This is a genomic window from Murinocardiopsis flavida, assembly GCF_003014485.1.
In the GTDB taxonomy this organism is placed as follows: domain Bacteria; phylum Actinomycetota; class Actinomycetes; order Streptosporangiales; family Streptosporangiaceae; genus Murinocardiopsis; species Murinocardiopsis flavida.
This window is the reverse complement of record NZ_PYGA01000008.1, coordinates 245739-262369: the sequence shown is the minus strand read 5'-3', so window position 1 is coordinate 262369 and position 16631 is coordinate 245739. Positions and strand designations below refer to the sequence as shown.

10 protein-coding genes are annotated in these 16631 nt (G+C 71.5%); 2 read left to right on the top strand and 8 right to left on the bottom strand.

All coding sequences use genetic code 11. The features are described 5' to 3' along the window. Positions 1-90: 90 nt before the first annotated feature. The 3 genes from CLV63_RS13775 to serA all read right to left on the bottom strand — a co-directional run bounded on the left by CLV63_RS13775 (position 91) and on the right by serA (position 4732). Positions 91-1209 (bottom strand): branched-chain amino acid aminotransferase, encoded by a 1119-nt coding sequence (locus CLV63_RS13775; protein WP_106583377.1) that lies wholly within the window; start codon positions 1207-1209, stop codon positions 91-93. A 231-nt stretch (positions 1210-1440) separates the two neighbouring features. Further along, positions 1441-2505: a 3-isopropylmalate dehydrogenase gene (locus CLV63_RS13770; RefSeq protein WP_106583376.1), complete on the bottom strand. Its 1065-nt coding sequence runs from the start codon at positions 2503-2505 to the stop codon at positions 1441-1443. A gap of 637 nt (positions 2506-3142) precedes the next feature. Beyond that, complete coding sequence (serA, locus tag CLV63_RS13765) at positions 3143-4732, bottom strand: phosphoglycerate dehydrogenase (protein WP_106583375.1); 1590 nt, start codon at positions 4730-4732, stop codon at positions 3143-3145. A gap of 266 nt (positions 4733-4998) precedes the next feature. Here serA and CLV63_RS13760 point away from each other — a divergent pair, with 266 nt between their 5' ends. Continuing rightward, the gene (locus tag CLV63_RS13760; protein WP_106583374.1) at positions 4999-5760 is read left to right on the top strand and encodes an SAM-dependent methyltransferase; all 762 of its coding nucleotides are present in this window, start codon (positions 4999-5001) and stop codon (positions 5758-5760) included. Positions 5761-5876: 116 nt separating this feature from the next. Here CLV63_RS13760 and ilvC read toward each other — a convergent pair whose 3' ends face one another. From ilvC to gatB, 5 genes are all read right to left on the bottom strand, one after another. Then, entirely contained in the window at positions 5877-6872 is a 996-nt protein-coding gene (gene ilvC / locus CLV63_RS13755) for a ketol-acid reductoisomerase (protein WP_211301293.1), read from the bottom strand. Between the two features lie 31 nt (positions 6873-6903). Then, entirely contained in the window at positions 6904-7428 is a 525-nt protein-coding gene (ilvN, locus tag CLV63_RS13750; protein WP_106583372.1) for an acetolactate synthase small subunit, read from the bottom strand. 15 nt (positions 7429-7443) lie between these two features. Then, positions 7444-9210 (bottom strand): acetolactate synthase large subunit, encoded by a 1767-nt coding sequence (locus CLV63_RS13745; protein ID WP_106583371.1) that lies wholly within the window; start codon positions 9208-9210, stop codon positions 7444-7446. A gap of 344 nt (positions 9211-9554) precedes the next feature. After that, positions 9555-12251 (bottom strand): putative bifunctional diguanylate cyclase/phosphodiesterase, encoded by a 2697-nt coding sequence (locus CLV63_RS13740; protein WP_106583370.1) that lies wholly within the window; start codon positions 12249-12251, stop codon positions 9555-9557. A 667-nt stretch (positions 12252-12918) separates the two neighbouring features. Next, positions 12919-14457 carry an Asp-tRNA(Asn)/Glu-tRNA(Gln) amidotransferase subunit GatB gene (gene gatB, locus CLV63_RS13735; protein WP_394339770.1) on the bottom strand — a complete coding sequence of 513 codons (1539 nt, stop codon included), beginning with the start codon at positions 14455-14457 and terminating at the stop codon, positions 12919-12921. An 806-nt stretch (positions 14458-15263) separates the two neighbouring features. Between gatB and CLV63_RS13730 the strand changes: the two genes are divergently transcribed. Beyond that, a complete protein-coding gene (locus tag CLV63_RS13730; protein WP_106583369.1) occupies positions 15264-16472 on the top strand; it encodes a thioester domain-containing protein in 1209 nt (402 codons plus the stop codon). The last annotated feature ends 159 nt before the right edge of the window (positions 16473-16631 follow it).

The following is a 16631-nucleotide window of genomic DNA, read 5'->3' as shown; positions in this document are numbered from 1 at the left end:
GGCAGGCCGACGATTCCCCAGAAGGACAACCGAAGCGTCAGTCAGGCGGAGAGTCAGACCTCCGGGCGATGCCACGGCTAATCCTCACTGTCAGGCGAAGCGGTGGATCCAGCCGTCGGAGTCGGCGCGGGTCCCCTCTTGGCGGCCGACCAGCTCCTCGCGGAGCCGCATGGTCACCGGGCCCGGTGTGCCGTCGCCGATCGTGAACTCGCCCTGCTCGCTCTTGACGTGCCCGACCGGGGTGATCACGGCGGCGGTCCCGCAGGCGAAGACCTCGGTCAGCTCGCCACTGGCGGCGCCTTCGCGCCACTGGTCGGTGGAGAGCCGCCCCTCCGACGCGGGGACGCCCAGTTCGGGTGCGAGCTTGAGCAGAGAGTCGCGGGTGACCCCCGGCAGCAGGGTGCCGGTCAGCTCCGGGGTCATGATGCGCGCCTCGGGGCCGGAGCCGAAGACGAAGAACAGGTTCATCCCGCCCATCTCCTCGACCCACCGGTGCTCGACGGCGTCGAGCCAGACGACCTGGTCGCAGCCCTTCTCGACGGCCTGGCTCTGCGCGGCGAAGCTCGCGGCGTAGTTCCCCGCGAACTTGGCGGCGCCGGTGCCACCGGGGGCGGCGCGCGTGTAGTCCTCGCTCAGCCACACCGTGACAGGCGCGACGCCGCCCTTGAAGTAGGACCCCGCCGGAGAGGCGATGACCAGGAACAGGTAGGTGCGGGACGGGTTGTTGACGCCCAGTCCCACATCGGTGGCGATCATGAACGGGCGCAGGTACAGGCTGTTGCCCGGCGTGGTGGGGACCCAGTCGGCGTCGTGTTCGAGCAGGGTCGCGATGGAGCCGATGAACAGCTCCTCGGGCAGGTCCGGCATCGCGATGCGCCGCGCGCTGGTGTTCAGCCGCGTGGCGTTGACGTCGGGCCGGAAGCAGGCGATCGAGCCGTCGGGGTGGCGGTAGGCCTTGAGCCCTTCGAAGATCTCCTGCGCGTAGTGCAGTGCCGCGGTGGCGGGGTCGAGCTGGAGCGGGGCGTAGGGTTCGAGCCGCGCGTCGTGCCAGCCCGTGCCCTCCGTGTAGCGGATGGTGACCATGTGGTCGGTGAAGACCGTGCCGAACCCGGGATTCTCCAGTATTTCCGCTCGCTGCTGCGGGGTCTTCCGCGCCTGCGAGAGCTGGATGTCGAACGCCAACCCGCTTGTGGTGGTGCTGCTGTTCATGGGATTAGATCCTCTCGGGTACCTCCGGACCGGCTTCGTCGCCAGTCCGGTTCCTAGTCTGACGGAATCGGCACGCCCGTTGCCAGAGGACCATACCCGTGCGGGTCCGGCCCCGGACATGGAGAACGGGCGCGCCCTTGGAAAATCGGGCGCGCCCGCCGACCACGCGAAGGTCCTTGCGGAGAGCCTCGGCCGCGCCCCAATGCGATGCAGGGCCGAGACGGGTGGTGCTCAGCCCTGCCCGGTTACTCGCTCCGCGATCTCGGCGCCGATCCGGGCGGTGGAGCGCTCGCGCGGGGACTTGGCCCGCTCCTCCAGGTCGGCGGCGACCGCGCGCTCGACCTGCGCCGCGGCCTCGGGCAGGCCGAGGTGGTCGAGCAGCAGCGCGACGGAGAGGATGGTGGCCGTGGGGTCGGCCGTGCCCTGGCCCGCGATGTCGGGCGCCGAGCCGTGCACCGGCTCGAACATGCTGGGGAAGTCCCGCTCGGGGTTGATGTTGCCACTGGCCGCCAGGCCGATGCCGCCGGCGACCGCCGCGCCGAGGTCGGTGATGATGTCGCCGAACAGGTTGTCGGTCACGACGACGTCGAACCGCCGCGGCTGCGACACGAAGAACATGGTGGCGGCGTCGACGTGCAGGTAGTCGACCTCGACACCGGGGTACTCGGCGCCGACCTCGCGCACCACCCGCTGCCACAGCTCACCGGCGAAGGTCAGGACGTTGTCCTTGTGCACCAGGGTGAGCTTGCGGCGGGGGCGTTCGGCCGCCTTGGCGAACGCGAAGCGGACCACCCGCTCCACGCCGAACCGGGTGTTGACGCTGTCCTGCGTGGCGATCTCGCCGGGGGTGCCCTTGCGCAGCACGCCGCCCATCCCGGCGTAGGGGCCCTCGGTGCCCTCGCGGACGACGAGCATGTCGATGTCCTCGGGCGCGACCGCGGCGAGGGGGGTCGTGACACCGGGGTAGAGCCGCACCGGGCGCAGGTTGATGTAGTGCGAGAAGGCGAAGCGCAGCCGCAGCAGCAGGCCGCGCTCCAGGACGCCGCTGGGGACCGTGGGGTCGCCGATGGCGCCGAGCAGGATGGCGTCGTGCCCGCGGAGTTCGGCCTCGACGGAGTCGGGCAGGGTCTCGCCGGTAGCGTGCCAGCGCTTCGCGCCGAGCTCGTACTCGGTGGTGTCGATGTGCAGGCCGTGCGCCGGTGCGACGGCGGACAGGACGTTCAGCCCTTCGGCGACGACCTCGGGGCCGATACCGTCACCGGCGATGACGGCCAACTTCACGGTGCGAGCAGCCATGGCAAGCCCAGTCTCTTCTCGTGTCGACAGCAGTGCGCTCGTCCCCGCCGCGCGGGCTCACCGCTCGGAGCAGGGCCGTTACCCGCACGTCTCACATGGCAATACAGCTCACATGGCAATACAGGTGGTGCGGGGAGTGAGACAAGCGTACCGACTGTCAGCGGCCCGGCGAGCCACCGTTGTCGCGGCGGTCCAGTGCGGTCTGGAGTGCGCGGGTGGCTTCGTCCTGCTCGTCGGATGGCGTGGTGTCGTACATGGCGATCCTCCTGGTGCGTGCTGCCGCACGGGGCGGCCGAGCGCGAAAAAGGGGCGGAGCGGGCCGGCGAAGGCGCACGCCCCTCGGATCGCGGGGCGGCGGGTTCGCGGTGGATCGCGCGGGTTCCGGCGGGGGTCGCCCGGCCGGTCGGCTCCGCCGCTGCCGGTGTGGTCGACCGGTGAGCGGCGGCGGGCGCGCGGGCGCCGGTGCGGACCGGATACCCGAACTCCTAGGGCGACAGACTATCGGAAGTCCTACTAACTCTCCAGCATGAGGACACGTCATCTCGAATGGTGGACACCGTTGCGGGAATCCCCTGGCCGATACGGCAACGGGCCCCGGCGACCGCGGTCGCCGGGGCCCGTCGGGCGCTGGTGGTGGTCAGTCCTCCAGGTCGACCTGGCGGGTGGTGTCGGCGGAGATCTCGGCGGAGATGGCGTCGAGGGTCTCCCCGGGGATGGCGGAGTCGACCGTCAGCGTGATGAGCGCCGTACCGCCCTCGACGTCGCGGCTGACCTGCATACCGGCGATGTTGACCCGGGCCTCGCCCAGCAGCGCGCCGACCGTGCCGACGATGCCGGGGCGGTCCTCGTACTGGAGGAACGCCATGTGCTCGCTGAGCGCGATCTCCATGCTGTAGCCGTTGACCTCGGTGAGCTTCTCGCTCTGCCGGGGGCCCGAAAGGGTGCCCGACACCGAGACGCGCTGGCCGTCGGCGAGGATGCCGCGGACGGTCAGCTCGTTGCGCCAGTCGGGGCTGTCGTCGCTGGTCAGCAGGTTGACCTCGACACCGCGCTCCTTCGCGACGAGCGGGGCGTTGACGTAGGTGACGGCCTCCTCGACCACCCCGCCGAACACGCCCTTCAGCGCGGCCAGCTCGACGATCTTGACGTCGTGCGCCGCGATCTCGCCGCGCACCTCGACGTCGACGCGCGCGACGGCCCCGCCCGCGAGTGCCGTGAAGATGCGGCCCAGCTTCTCGATCAGCGGCAGCCCCGGCTTGACCTCCTCGGAGACGCCGCCGCCCTGGATGTTGACCGCGTCGGGCACGAACTCCCCCGACAGGGCGAGCCGCACCGAGCGGGCCACCTGGGTGCCGGCCTTCTCCTGCGCCTCGTGGGTGCTGGCCCCGAGGTGCGGGGCGACGACCACACTCTCGAACTCGAACAGCGGGCTCTCGGTGCACGGCTCCTTCGCGAAGACGTCGACACCGGCCCCGGCGACCCTGCCCTCCTTGATGGCCCGTGCGAGCGCCGCCTCGTCGACGATGCCGCCGCGCGCGGCGTTGACGATGCGCACGGTCGGCTTCACCTTGGCCAGCGCCTCGTCGCCGATGAGGCCGAGGGTGTCCTTGTTCTTCGGCAGGTGCACCGTGATGAAGTCGCTGCGCTCCAGCAGCTCGTCCAGGCCGACGACCTCGACGCCGATCTGCGCGGCCCGCGCGGGCTGCACGAACGGGTCGTAGGCGATGAGCTTCATCCCGAACGCGGACAGCCGCTGCGCGACGAGCACGCCGATGCGCCCCAGGCCGACGACGCCGACCGTCTTGTCGTACAGCTCGACACCGGTGTACTTGGACCGCTTCCACTCGCCGCCGATCAGCGCCTGGTGCGCGGGGGCGGTGTTGCGCGCCGACGCCAGCAGCAGGTTGATGGCCTGCTCGGCCGCGCTGACGATGTTGGACGTCGGTGCGTTGACGACCAGCACCCCGGCCTTCGTCGCCGCGTCGACGTCGACGTTGTCGAGGCCGACCCCGGCCCTGGCCACCACCTGGAGCCGTGGCGCCGCTGCGAGCGCCTCGGCGTCGACCTTGGTCGCGCTGCGCACGATCAGGGCGTCGACGTCGGACAGCGCGGGCAGCAGCGCGGAGCGGTCGGCGCCGTCGACGTGGCGGACGTCGAAGTCGTCCTCCAGCAGCGCGATTCCGGCGGGCGAGAGTTCTTCCGCGACGAGAACGGAGGGCTTGGGCACAGCGTGATCCTTTGGTGGTTGCGGCGTGACCGCGCGCGATTACGGGTCCTCTTGCTCATGGCGTGCTCCGCCCCGGCGGACTCCGCGCCATTGCGAGGGCGGGCGGACGCGGCCGGACCAAAGTCTAGTCCGGCGGTGGGTAAAGCACAGGGAAAGGGGGCGCATTCGCCGCCTCCGGCCCGGCCCTCGGCGCCGCACAACCGCGGTGAGCTGCGATGACCCATATTCCGTTGCGCGCCCTCACTCGGCCCGGCAGGGTGACCCGGATGGACCCCTCCCCTGCGCCCCCTCGCTACACTCTGCTCGACTTCAACGCCCCCTTGTCGGAAACGCGCGCCCGCACGATCACCTCGGGACTGCTGCCGACGCAGGACGCCCACGTACTGGACCTGGGCTGCGGCTGGGCCGAGCTGCTCCTCCGGGTGCTGGAGTCCGCGCCGGACGTCACCGGCACCGGCATCGACGCCGACGCCACCGCCATCCGGCGCGGCCGGGCGAACGCGGAACGGCGCGGCCTCGCCGACCGCGTCCGCCTCGACACCGGCGACGCGGCGGCGACCGGCGAGGAGACGGCCGACGCGGTGATCTCCATCGGCGCCGCACACGCCTGGGGCGGCAGTCGCGACGCCCTCGCCGCCCTGCGCGGGCACGTGCGCCCCGGCGGGCGGCTGCTGCTCGGGGACGCCTTCTGGGAGCGGGAGCCGACACCGGCGGCCCTGGCGGCGCTGGACGCCGCACCGGACGACTTCAACACCCTCGGCGGACTGGCGGACCTCGCGATGTCCGCCGGGTTCCGGATCCTGTCCGTGTCGACGGCGAACCAGGACGAATGGGATGACTTCGAGTCGCGCTTCTGCGCGGGGAGCGAACAATGGCTGTTCGCGCATCCCGACGCCCCCGAGGCCGCCGATGTGCGCGCCGCGGTCGACGCCCACCGCAACGGCTGGTTGCACGGCTACCGCGGCATCCTCGGCTTCGCGTATCTCACGCTCGCACTGCCGCCCGCACCGGCACAGCGGCTGCCCTGAAGGACCGCGCCCGCCGCGCGGACGCAGCGGGCCGGCGCCGGGATCCGCGCCGCACCGCACTGGGGACGCACGAGGGGGCCGGGCGCACGCGCCCGGCCCCCTCCGCATCGCGGTGCTCAGGCCTTGAGCCAGCTCATCAGCGGGCGCAGCTCGGCGCCCACCTTCTCGATCTGCTCGTTCTGCTCGGCCTCGCGGCGCTTGAGGAAGTTGGGCCGCCCGGCGTCGAACTCGGCGACCAGCTCACGCGCGTAGCTGCCGTCGCGGACCTCGGCCAGGATGCGGCGCATCTCCTCGCGGGTCGCGTCGTTGACGACGCGCGGGCCGCGGGTGTACCCGCCGAACTCGGCGTTGTCGGACACCGACCAGTTCATCTTGGAGATGCCGCCCTCGTACATGAGGTCGACGATCAGCTTCACCTCGTGCAGGCACTCGAAGTAGGCGATCTCGGGCTGGTACCCGGCCTCGACGAGGGTGGAGTACCCGGCCTTGATCAGCTCGGCCAGGCCGCCGCACAGCACGGCCTGCTCGCCGAACAGGTCGGTCTCGGTCTCCTCGGTGAACGTGGTCTTCAGCGCGCCGGCCCGGGTGCCGCCGATGCCCTTGGCGTAGGACAGGGCGAGGTCCCACGCCGTGCCGGTGGCGTCCTTCTCGACCGCCACGAGCACGGGCACGCCGCGCCCCTCCTCGAACTGGCGGCGCACAAGGTGACCGGGACCCTTGGGGGCGACCATCGCGACGTCGACACCGGCCGGGGGCTCGATGAGGTCGTAGCGGATGCTGAAGCCGTGCCCGAAGAACAGCGCGTCGCCGTCGTTCAGGTTGGGCGCGATCTCCTTCGCGTAGAGGTCGCGGTGCACGTGGTCGGGGGCGAGGATGACGATGACGTCGGCCTCGCGGGCGGCCTCGGCCGGGCTGACGACCCGCAGGCCGTCCTCTTCGACCTTCTGGCGGGTCTTCGACCCCTCGGCGAGGCCCACGCGCACGTCGGCGCCGGAGTCCCGCAGTGACAGCGCGTGCGCGTGCCCCTGGCTGCCGTATCCGATCACGGCGACCTTGCGGCCCTGGATCACTCCCAGGTCGGCGTCGTCGTCGTAGTACATCTCTGCTGCCACTTCGGCTTACTCCTTGTTGATTGCGGCGGGGTCAGGCACTGCGCTCGACGGAGCGTAGCGAGCGGTCGCTCATGGACCGGGGCCCGCGCCCGAGTGCGACCAGACCGGACTTCACCAGCTCCTTGATTCCGAACGGCTCGAGATTGCGGATCAGCGCCTCAAGCTTCTCGGGTTTGCCGGTGGCCTCGATGACGACCACGTCCGGCCCGACGTCGACGACGTTGGCGCGGAACAGCTCGGCCGTCTCCAGCACGTGGGAGCGGCTGCCGGGGTCGGCTTTGACCTTGACCAGCAGCAGCTCCCGGCGCACAGAGGCGTCGGTGTCCATTTCGACGATCTTGATGACGTTCACCAGCTTGTTGAGCTGCTTGGTCACCTGCTCCAGCGGGTGGAGGTCGCAGTTGACCACGATCGTCATCCGGGACAGCCCCGGGACTTCGGTGGGGCCGACGGTGAGTGAGTTGATGTTGAACCCGCGGCGCGAGAACAGCGCCGAGGCGCGGGCGAGGACTCCAGGGGTGTCCTCCACCAGCACAGAGAGCGTGTGCATCGTCATGGGGGTGATCCGTCCCTAGTCCTCGTCGTCCCAGTCCGGCGCCATGTCGCGCGCGTACTGGATGCTGTCGTTGCTGATGCCGGGGCCGACCATGGGCCACACCATGGCGTCCTGGTGCACGGCGAAGTCGATGACCACGGGTGCGTCGTCGATGGCCATGGCCTTCTCGATGGTGGCGTCGACGTCCTCGGCCCGCTCGCAGCGGATCCCGACACAACCGTACGCCTCGGCGAGGCGGACGAAGTCGGGAATCCGCGCCTTCTGCTTGGCCGGCTCCTCCAGGGTCTGCAAGTTGGTCTGGGAGTAGCGGCCCTCGTAGTACAGGGTCTGCCACTGCCGGACCATGCCCAGGTTGCCGTTGTTGATGACGGCGACCTTGATGGGCAGGCCCTCGACGGCGCAGGTCGCCAGTTCCTGGTTGGTCATCTGGAAGCAGCCGTCGCCGTCGATCGCCCAGACGGCGCGGTCGGGGTCGCCGGCCTTCGCCCCGAGCGCCGCGGGCACCGCGAACCCCATGGTCCCGGCCCCGCCGGAGTTCATGAACGCGCCGGGCCGCTCGTAGTCGATGAACTGGGCCGCCCACATCTGGTGCTGCCCGACACCGGCGGCGTAGGCGGCTTCGGGGCCGACGATCTCCCCCAGTCGCTTGATGACGTACTGGGGCGACAGGGTGCCGTCGCCGGGATCCTCGTAGCCGAGCGGGTAGGTGGTGCGCAGCCGGTCGAGCTGGGACCACCAGCCGCCGATGTCGGCCTGGCGCCCCTCGGCCTGATCGTTGCGCACCGCGACCACAAGGTCGGCGATGACCTCGCGGCAGTCGCCGACGATCGGGACGTCGGCGTGCCGGTTCTTGGAGATCTCCGCGGGGTCGATGTCGGCGTGCACGATCTTGGCGCCCGGCGCGAAGGAGTCGAGCTTGCCGGTGACGCGGTCGTCGAAGCGCGCGCCCAGCGCGATGATCAGGTCGGCGCGTTGCAGCGCGCCCACGGCGGCGACGTTGCCGTGCATGCCGGGCATGCCCAGGTTCTGCGCGTGGCTGTCGGGGAACACTCCGCGTGCCATGAGGGTCGTGACGACCGGCAGCCCGGTGATCTCGGCGAGGACGCGCAGCTCCTGGTAGGCGCCCGCCTTGAGCACGCCGCCGCCGACGTAGAGCACGGGGCGCTTCGCCTCGGCGATCATCCGCGCGGCCTCGCGGACCTGCTTGCCGTGCGGCTTGGTGACCGGGCGGTACCCGGGAAGGTCCAGCCGCTGCGGCCAGGCGAACCGGGTGGCGGCCTGGAGCGCGCTCTTGGCGATGTCGACCAGCACGGGCCCCGGGCGGCCGGTGGAGGCGATGTGGAACGCCTCGGCGATGGTCCGCGGGATGTCGGCCGCCTCGCGCACGAGGAAGTTGTGCTTGGTGATCGGCATCGTGATGCCGCAGATGTCGGCTTCCTGGAAGGCGTCGGTGCCGATGGAGGGCGCCGCGACCTGGCCGGTGATGGCGACCATCGGCACGGAGTCCATGTGCGCGTCGGCGAGGGGGGTGACCAGGTTGGTGGCGCCGGGACCGCTGGTCGCCATGCACACCCCCGGCCGGCCGGTGGCGTAGGCGTAGCCCTCCGCCGCGTGCCCGGCGCCCTGCTCGTGGCGCATCAGGATGTGGCGCACCTTCCCTGAGTCGTAAAGGGGGTCGTAGGCGGGCAGGATCGCCCCGCCCGGGATCCCGAACACCACGTCCACGCCGGCGTGCTCCAGCGACCTGATGAGCGATTGGGCTCCGGTCATCTGCTCGGTCATCACAAGATCCTTCGCAAGAGGCACTGGGGGCGGATGGGGACTGCGGCAACAAAAAACCCCCCATCGCCTCGGGGCGATTGGAGGGAGCGCGCAGCGTCGACTCGGTCAGCGGGCTGCGCGCTGGCCAAGTACGAGAATCAGGGAGTTGCTCTGCACACTGACAACCATGGCCGAGTGCGCTGCCGAACGTCAACTGAAACCGCATAATGTCTCAAAATGCGAGATGTGATGATCATCATTCGGTTCCGTCGCAGGTATGCAAAGCGCAGATAGCAATACGGAACGGGAGATTCGGGATGATACGCCGCACCGGGACCGGGCGCCGGTGCGGCGCGTGAACCGCTCTAAAGCGCGATGTTGGCCTCGCCGCCGACCAGTGATTCCACGCCCTCGGCCGCCATGGGCCGGGCCATCAGGAAGCCCTGGCCGTAGCCGCAGCCCATGGCCCGCAGCCGCTCCAACTGGTCGGGCTGCTCGATGCCCTCGGCGACGACCTGCATACCGAGGTCCTGGCCCAGCCGGATGATGGTGTGCGTGAGCAGCGTGACGGTGCTGTCGGCGCCGACGTCGCGCGTGAACGACGGGTCGATCTTGATCTCGTCCACCCGGAGCCGCCGCAGGTGCGCCAGCGAGGCGTAGCCCATGCCGAAGTCGTCGATGGCGAGCCGGACGCCGAGCTCCCGCAGTTCGGAGAGCCGCTCGACCGCCTCGCCGGGGTTCTCCAGCAGGACCTCCTCGTCGACCTCCAGGGTGAGCGCGTCGGCGGAGAGACCGCTGTCGTCCAGGACGTCCTGGACCGTCTGCACGAACCGCGGCGACAGGATCTGCTTGACCGAGAGGTTCACCGCCAGCCCGATGTCCCAGTCGGACACCCGCCAGATGGCGACGCGCTGGCACGCCTCGCGCAGGATCCACTCGCCCAGCGGCACGATCAGCCCCGACTCCTCGGCCGGGCCGATGAACTCGTCGGGCGGGATCAGCCTGCCGTCCTGACGCCGCCTGACCAGCGCCTCGACCGCGGTGACCTGGGAGGTCTCCAGGTTCACCACGGGCTGGTACTCCAGCGTGAAGTCGCCGTCGGCCAGCGCCTGGCGCAGCTCGCTCTGGAGTTCGAGCCGGCGCACCACGGTGGCGTGCATGTGCGCGGCGTACACCTCGAGCCGGCCGGCCGTGCTCTCCTTCGCGCGCGCCATGGCCATGTCGGCGTTGCGGAGGAGCTCGCCGGAGTCGGTCCCCGGCTCGGCGAAGGCGACCCCGACGCTCGCCGAGATCAGCACCTCGCGGTCGGCCACCTGGAAAGGCTCGCCGCTGATGACGCGGCCGAGCCGCTCCGCGAGGTCGACCACCTGCTGGGCGTGCTTGCCGTCCTCGATGAGCACGGCGAACTCGTCGCCGCCCCACCGGGCGAGGGTGTCGCCGGAGTCGGTGGTGCCGCGCAGCCGCCGCCCCGCCTGGGCGAGCAGGTAGTCGCCGAAGGCGTGCCCGGCGGAGTCGTTCACCGCGGTGAAGCCGTCGAGATCGAGGAAGATCACCGCGATCTCGCCGTCGTCGGCGGGGTCGCGCCGGGTCAGCACCTCGCGGGTGCGCTCCTCCAGGTAGGCGCGGTTGGGCAGGCCGGTGATGCCGTCGTGGAAGGTCAGGTGGTTGACCTGCTCCTCGAGCGCCACCTGGGCGCTGATGTCGCGGGTGGTCACCAGCAGGCGGTCGGGGTCGCCGGGCCGCTCGTACAGCGACGCGGTGGACTCGGTGTGCCGCCACGTGCCGTCGGCCGCCCGCACCCGGATGCGCAGGTGCATGCCCTCCTTGGCGCCCCGGGTGAACGCCGACATGGCGGCGCCGACCCGGGTGAGGTCCTCGGGGTGCACGATGGCGGTGACCGGCTCGGCGAGGACGTCGTCCAACCGGTAGCCGAAGGTCTCGGCCGCGCCGGGGCTGACGTAGAAGATGGTGCCGTCGTAGTCGAGGATCAGGATGAAGTCGCCGCTGTTCTTCGCCAGCTCGTGGAAGTGCCGCTCGCGGGTCTGCACCATGCGCCACAGCGTGGCGTTCTCCTCCAGCAGCCCCGCGACCCGCACCAGCAGCACGATGACGGCCGACCCCGCCACCAGCGGCAGCACCGTGGCGACGCCCGGCATCCGCAGCGCGCCGATGGTCAGCACCAGGGTCGCGAGCGTCAGCGCGACGACCGCCGCGATCTCGGGGGCGAACCGGTAGAGGCCGCGCCCGGTGATGCGGCGCGGGGCGGCGCCCGCCCGCTCGCGGATCAGCCACGGCAGGCTCGCCAGCAGCGCGAAGCCGAGCAGCCGGACCGGGAACTCGATGCCGCCGGCGACCATGGAGCCGGTGAGCCGGGTGATGGTGTTGATCAGGTCGGCGCCGCAGATGATGACGAACGCGCCGATGGCGAGGAGCACCGCGCGCCGCGTGCTGTGCGGCGAGGTGAAGACCAGCGGCGTGAGCAGGCACAGCACCACGATGTCGGCAACGGGGTAGATCAGCGCGAGCCCGAGGAAGCCCTGGCTGTCGCCGATCTCGTTGTACAGCGGCGCGAACAGCAGCACCCACACCACGGTGAACACCGCGGCGGCGCACACATAGCTGTCGGTGAAGTGCCGGACGGCCGGCCGCACGCCGCTGGGCAGCGGCGCGAACCGGGTGAAGCCCATGACGAACAACGGCAGCGCGATCAGGGAGAACAGGTCGCCGAAGGTCAGCGACAGGGTCGCGCTGGTGCTCAGCAGCCCGGTGACGCCGTAGGTGATGGCGCCCGCGCACCACGCCAGCGCGGAGAACCCGAAGAAGCGCAGTGCGGCGGTGCCGTCGGCGCCGTCGGCGTTGGCATCGGTGTCGGCGCCGGTGGCCGCGCGGCGCCGCGCCCAGTACAGCAGCGAGGCGGCGGCGAGCGCCGCGGCGACGGCGGTGGGCCAGGTGCCGCCCCACCCGGCCAGGGTCGTACCGCCGAACGGCACGACGGTTCCGAGCGCGTAGACCAGCGTGATCACCAGAACAGCCCCGAGCCAGACCCGGGAATCGGTCCGCATCACACCGCCTCTGTCCGAGTGCCCCACCGGCCGGCGCCGGCCGGCCGGCCGCGCCGAGAGGAACCGGGGTCGGCGGATCCCGCCGGGGCACCGGTCTCCGGGTGTCTCGACATTGGCGCCCTTCCCATCGGTGGCACTCGGGTCCGCGGTCCTCGGGGACAGCGGGGGTCGGGGATCAGCGGCTCGGCGGCCCAGGGCGCTGTTGGTGTGCCGATGCGGATCGCACCGGCGAGCGCCGCCGGGCGCGCGGCCCGGACCGTGTGCGGCCGGGACCCGTGTCCCCCGCGACCGGCGGACACGGCGATGACGGCTCCCCTGTGTACGTGGCGGGGCAGATCGAGCCTGCCCTGCCCGGAGGACGTCCGGCCGACCGGGCGGCACCTCCTCGTGCAGCCGACGGGATACCCCGCGCCCCGACGGGCCGCCGCGGCGCGGTCGCCCGCACGCGGCACCCCGGGTCGTCTCCTGTCCCGCATCACCAGGCTATTCACCCAAGGTCACGGTCCGATAGAGAGGAAGCGGAGAGACGGCGACAACGCGACCACACAGGGTGATCACCGGTCGCCGCTCCCGTGTCGGGACCACAGAGGGGTGCGCCGCACGGGCCCGCCGCACCGGGGCGGCCGCCCCGGCACCAGGGAGAACCGCCCGCCCGTGCCTGCGGGCCTCAGCCCTCGACCCCGAGGCGCTCCAGGATGAGCAGCCGGGCACGCCCTGCGTCGGCCTGGCCGCGCGTGGCCTTCATCACGGCGCCGACGAGGGCCCCGGCAGCGGCGGTCTTGCCGCCGCGGATCTTCTCGGCGACGTCGGGGTTGCCGGCGATGGCGGCGTCGACCGCAGCGCCGAGCGCGGAGTCGTCGCTGACCACCTTGAGGCCGCGCGCCTCGACCACGGCGTCGGGCTCGCCCTCGCCCGCGAGGACGCCGTCGACGACCTGCCGCGCCAGCTTGTTGGTGAGCACGCCCTCGGCGACCAGCGCGATGACGCGGGCGACCTGGGCGGGGGTGATGGCGAGCGCCGCGAGCTCCACCTCGGTCTCGGTGGCGCGCCGGGACAACTCGTTCAGCCACCACTTGCGGGCGTCGTCCGACGGCGCGCCCGCGGCGACCGTCGCGGTGACGAGGCCGATGGCGTCGGCGTTGACGAGGTCGCGCAGTTCGTCGTCCGAAAGGCCCCACTCGGCCTGGATCCGGCGCCGGACGGCGGAGGGGCGCTCCGGCAGTGCGGCGCGCAGCTCCTCGACCCATTCGGCGCTCGGCGCGACCGGGACGAGGTCGGGGTCGGGGAAGTAGCGGTAGTCCTGCGCCTCTTCCTTGCTGCGGCCCGACACGGTGCTGCCGCTGTTCTCCTGGAAGTGCCGGGTCTCCTGGACGACCCGCTGCCCGGCGTCGAGCCGCCCGGCCTGCCGGGAGATCTCGTAGCGCACCGCGCGCTCGACCGACCGGAGCGAGTTGACGTTCTTGGTCTCGGAGCGGGTGCCCCACTCCGCCGCGCCCTCGGGCATGAGGGAGACGTTGACGTCGCAGCGCAGCGAGCCCTCCTCCATGCGGACGTCGGAGACGCCGAGGGAGCGGACGAGGTCGCGCAGCTCGGAGACGTAGGCGCGGGCCACCAGCGGGGCGAGGTCGCCGGTGTGCTCGATGGGCCTGGTGACGATCTCCAGCAGCGGGATGCCGGCGCGGTTGTAGTCGACGATGGAGTACTGCGCACCGTGGATGCGCCCGGTGGCGCCGCCGACGTGGGAGGTCTTGCCGGTGTCCTCCTCCATGTGCACGCGCTCGATCTCGACCCGGAACCCACGGGGGCCGTCGGGGGTGTCGACCGTGACGTCGAGGTGGCCGTCGACGCAGATCGGCTCGTCGTACTGCGAGATCTGGTAGTTCTTCGGCATGTCCGGGTAGAAGTAGTTCTTCCGGGCGAACCTGCCCCAGGGCGCGATCGAGCAGTCGAGCGCCAGACCGAGCCTGATGGCGCTCTCGACGGCGGTCGCGTTCACCACGGGCAGCGAGCCGGGCAGGGCCAGGCACACGGGGCACACCTGGGTGTTGGGCGCGGCGCCGAACGCGGTGGAGCAGGAGCAGAACATCTTCGACCCGGTGCCCAGTTCGACGTGGGTCTCCAAACCGAGCACCGGCTGGTACCGGCTCATCGCGTCGTCGTATGCCACCAGTTCGGCGGCACCGCTGTTCGTCACCGCGTTGGCCATCGCCGCACAACCCGTTTCCGTAGTCGAGTGGCCCCGCCGCGCACGCGCACCGCGCGCGGGCGAGGGATACCGTCACTGCTTCATTGTCGTGTTCGTCCGGCGGGCGCAGCCGCGCCGGGCAGCCCGCCCAAGGCGCCTATGCGTGGCCGTGGCCGGATCCGGCCACGGTCGGCGCCGTTGGCGCGGCCCGGCCGGGCGTGTCCGCTTACCGCCCGGTCGCTGAACAGGGATGCGGCTATGAGCCTACCGATCCCCGGGGCGCGGCGGCGACGTGTGCCCGCGGCGGCGCCGCCCAAGGGCGCGCGGCGGTATCGGTCGAGGCCGCACCGCCCCCGCGCGGCGCGGCGCACCGGCACCCGACGGCTCCCGCAGGGCGGGGGTGGCCTGCGAGGACCGAGCGGGCCGCGCCGTGCGGCGCGGAAACCGCGCACCCCCCGCACCGCCCGTAACAAAGAACACAGGGGAACCCCGCCGGTGCGAAATTCGCGCAGCGCATAACGGTCACCCGAGATCGATTCATACACAATTCCCCGAAGCGGGTTGGAAGCCCGGAAATGGGTCGCTAGTATCTGGCGGTGCGGTAGTCGCCTTGATCGGCGACGGCCCCCGAACGTCCACGACGCCAGTGCTCCCCGCACTCCCACGAGTGCCTCGAACATCCCGCGGCCGGCCGCGTGCCCGCTCCATTCGAATACCGGCTCGGGCGAACTGGCGAAACACCGCACCAGCCTGCGAAGTGTGCAGTGCCTAATTTCGCTCGGCTGCAAATCCCTACCGGCTCACTCCCTCACCTGGACAAAAACTTGATGAACTCACGCCCCCATAGCGCACGGCGCGGCCGCCGTGCCGCGACGGTCCTCGCCACCACGGCGGCTGCGGCCCTCCTCGCCTTCGGCACCGCGGCACCCGCTGGCGCCGACACCGGCGCCCAGGGCAAGTACGTCGGCAACGAGGCATCCGGCCACAAGGTCCGCGCCGACGGCGGCGGCGAGATCGGCACCTCGCTGTTCAAGTTGCAGCTCAAGGACGGCTCGACCCTGCTGACCTACTGCATCGACTACGAGACCCGCATCCGCAGCGGTGCCGACTACGTCGAGGACCAGTGGGCGAACTACCCGGGCAAGGGCGAGTTCAGCGCACCCGGCAAGGTCCACTGGGTGCTCCAGAACTCCTACCCGACCGTCGACGTCGCGGCGCTCGCCGCGAAGAGCAAGGTCCGCGGCCTCGACCAGAAGTCGGCGCTCGCCGGCACCCAGGCCGCCATCTGGCACTTCAGCAACGGCAAGAAGTTCAGCGAGCGGGGCAACAACCCCAAGGTCATCGCGCTGTACGACTACCTCGTGAAGAACGCCCAGGACCTCGCCTCGGAGGAGCCGCACGCCTCCCTCGCCATCGACCCCACGCAGGCCGAGGGCAAGGCCGGCGAGACCATCGGCAAGTTCACCGTCACCACCAGCGGCAAGGACCTCGACTTCGCCCTTGAGGCGCCCGAGGGCGTGGAGCTGGTCGACGTCAAGACCGGCAAGCCGGCCACCAAGGTGAACAACGGCGACCAGCTCGGCGTCAAGGTCCCCGAGGGCACCGCTCCGGGCAAGGCGTCCCTCTCCGCCGACGTCGAGTCCACCGTCGGCGCCGGCCGCCTGTTCAAGGGCGTCAAGGGCCAGCGCGAGACCCAGACCCTCATCACGGCGCAGACCAAGTCCACCAAGGTCACCGCCGGTGCCGAGGTCACCTGGACCGCCGGCGAGAAGCCGAGCCCCAGCCCGTCGCCGAGCACGCCCGACGAGAAGCCGACCCCCAGCCCCTCGCCGAGCACCCCCGACGAGAAGCCGAGCCCCTCGGAGTCGCCCTCGACCCCGCCGGCCGCTGAGAAGCCCGACGACAAGCCGGGCCTGCCCGTGACCGGTACCGCCCTCGGCGGTCTCATCGCCGCGGCCGCTGTGGCCCTCGGCGGTGGCGGTACGGCGATGTACCTCGCCCGCAAGCGCCGCAACGGCGCCGGCGCGGCCGAGTAGCAGTACCACCGCACCTGGGGCCGCTCCCGCGGGAACCGGCCCCAGGTGTCCGCCGCCGCGCTGAGGCGCGGCGGCGGTCGGCCCCGGAGGGCCGGAGCACCTTGGAAACGAATGCGGGCCCCGCGCCATCCGGCGCGGGGCCCGCATTCGTTTGCGCTG

Excerpts from the sequence above, each read along its gene's own strand:
- CLV63_RS13775 (WP_106583377.1), bottom strand. The coding sequence starts at position 1,209 with ATGAACAGCAGCACCACCACAAGCGGGTTGGCGTTCGACATCCAGCTC.
- CLV63_RS13770 (WP_106583376.1), bottom strand. The coding sequence starts at position 2,505 with ATGGCTGCTCGCACCGTGAAGTTGGCCGTCATCGCCGGTGACGGTATC.
- CLV63_RS13760 (WP_106583374.1), top strand. The coding sequence starts at position 4,999 with ATGGACCCCTCCCCTGCGCCCCCTCGCTACACTCTGCTCGACTTCAAC.
- ilvN (WP_106583372.1), bottom strand. The coding sequence starts at position 7,428 with ATGACGATGCACACGCTCTCTGTGCTGGTGGAGGACACCCCTGGAGTC.
- CLV63_RS13745 (WP_106583371.1), bottom strand. The coding sequence starts at position 9,210 with ATGACCGAGCAGATGACCGGAGCCCAATCGCTCATCAGGTCGCTGGAG.
- CLV63_RS13740 (WP_106583370.1), bottom strand. The coding sequence starts at position 12,251 with ATGCGGACCGATTCCCGGGTCTGGCTCGGGGCTGTTCTGGTGATCACG.
- gatB (WP_394339770.1), bottom strand. The coding sequence starts at position 14,457 with ATGGCCAACGCGGTGACGAACAGCGGTGCCGCCGAACTGGTGGCATAC.
- CLV63_RS13730 (WP_106583369.1), top strand. The coding sequence starts at position 15,264 with ATGAACTCACGCCCCCATAGCGCACGGCGCGGCCGCCGTGCCGCGACG.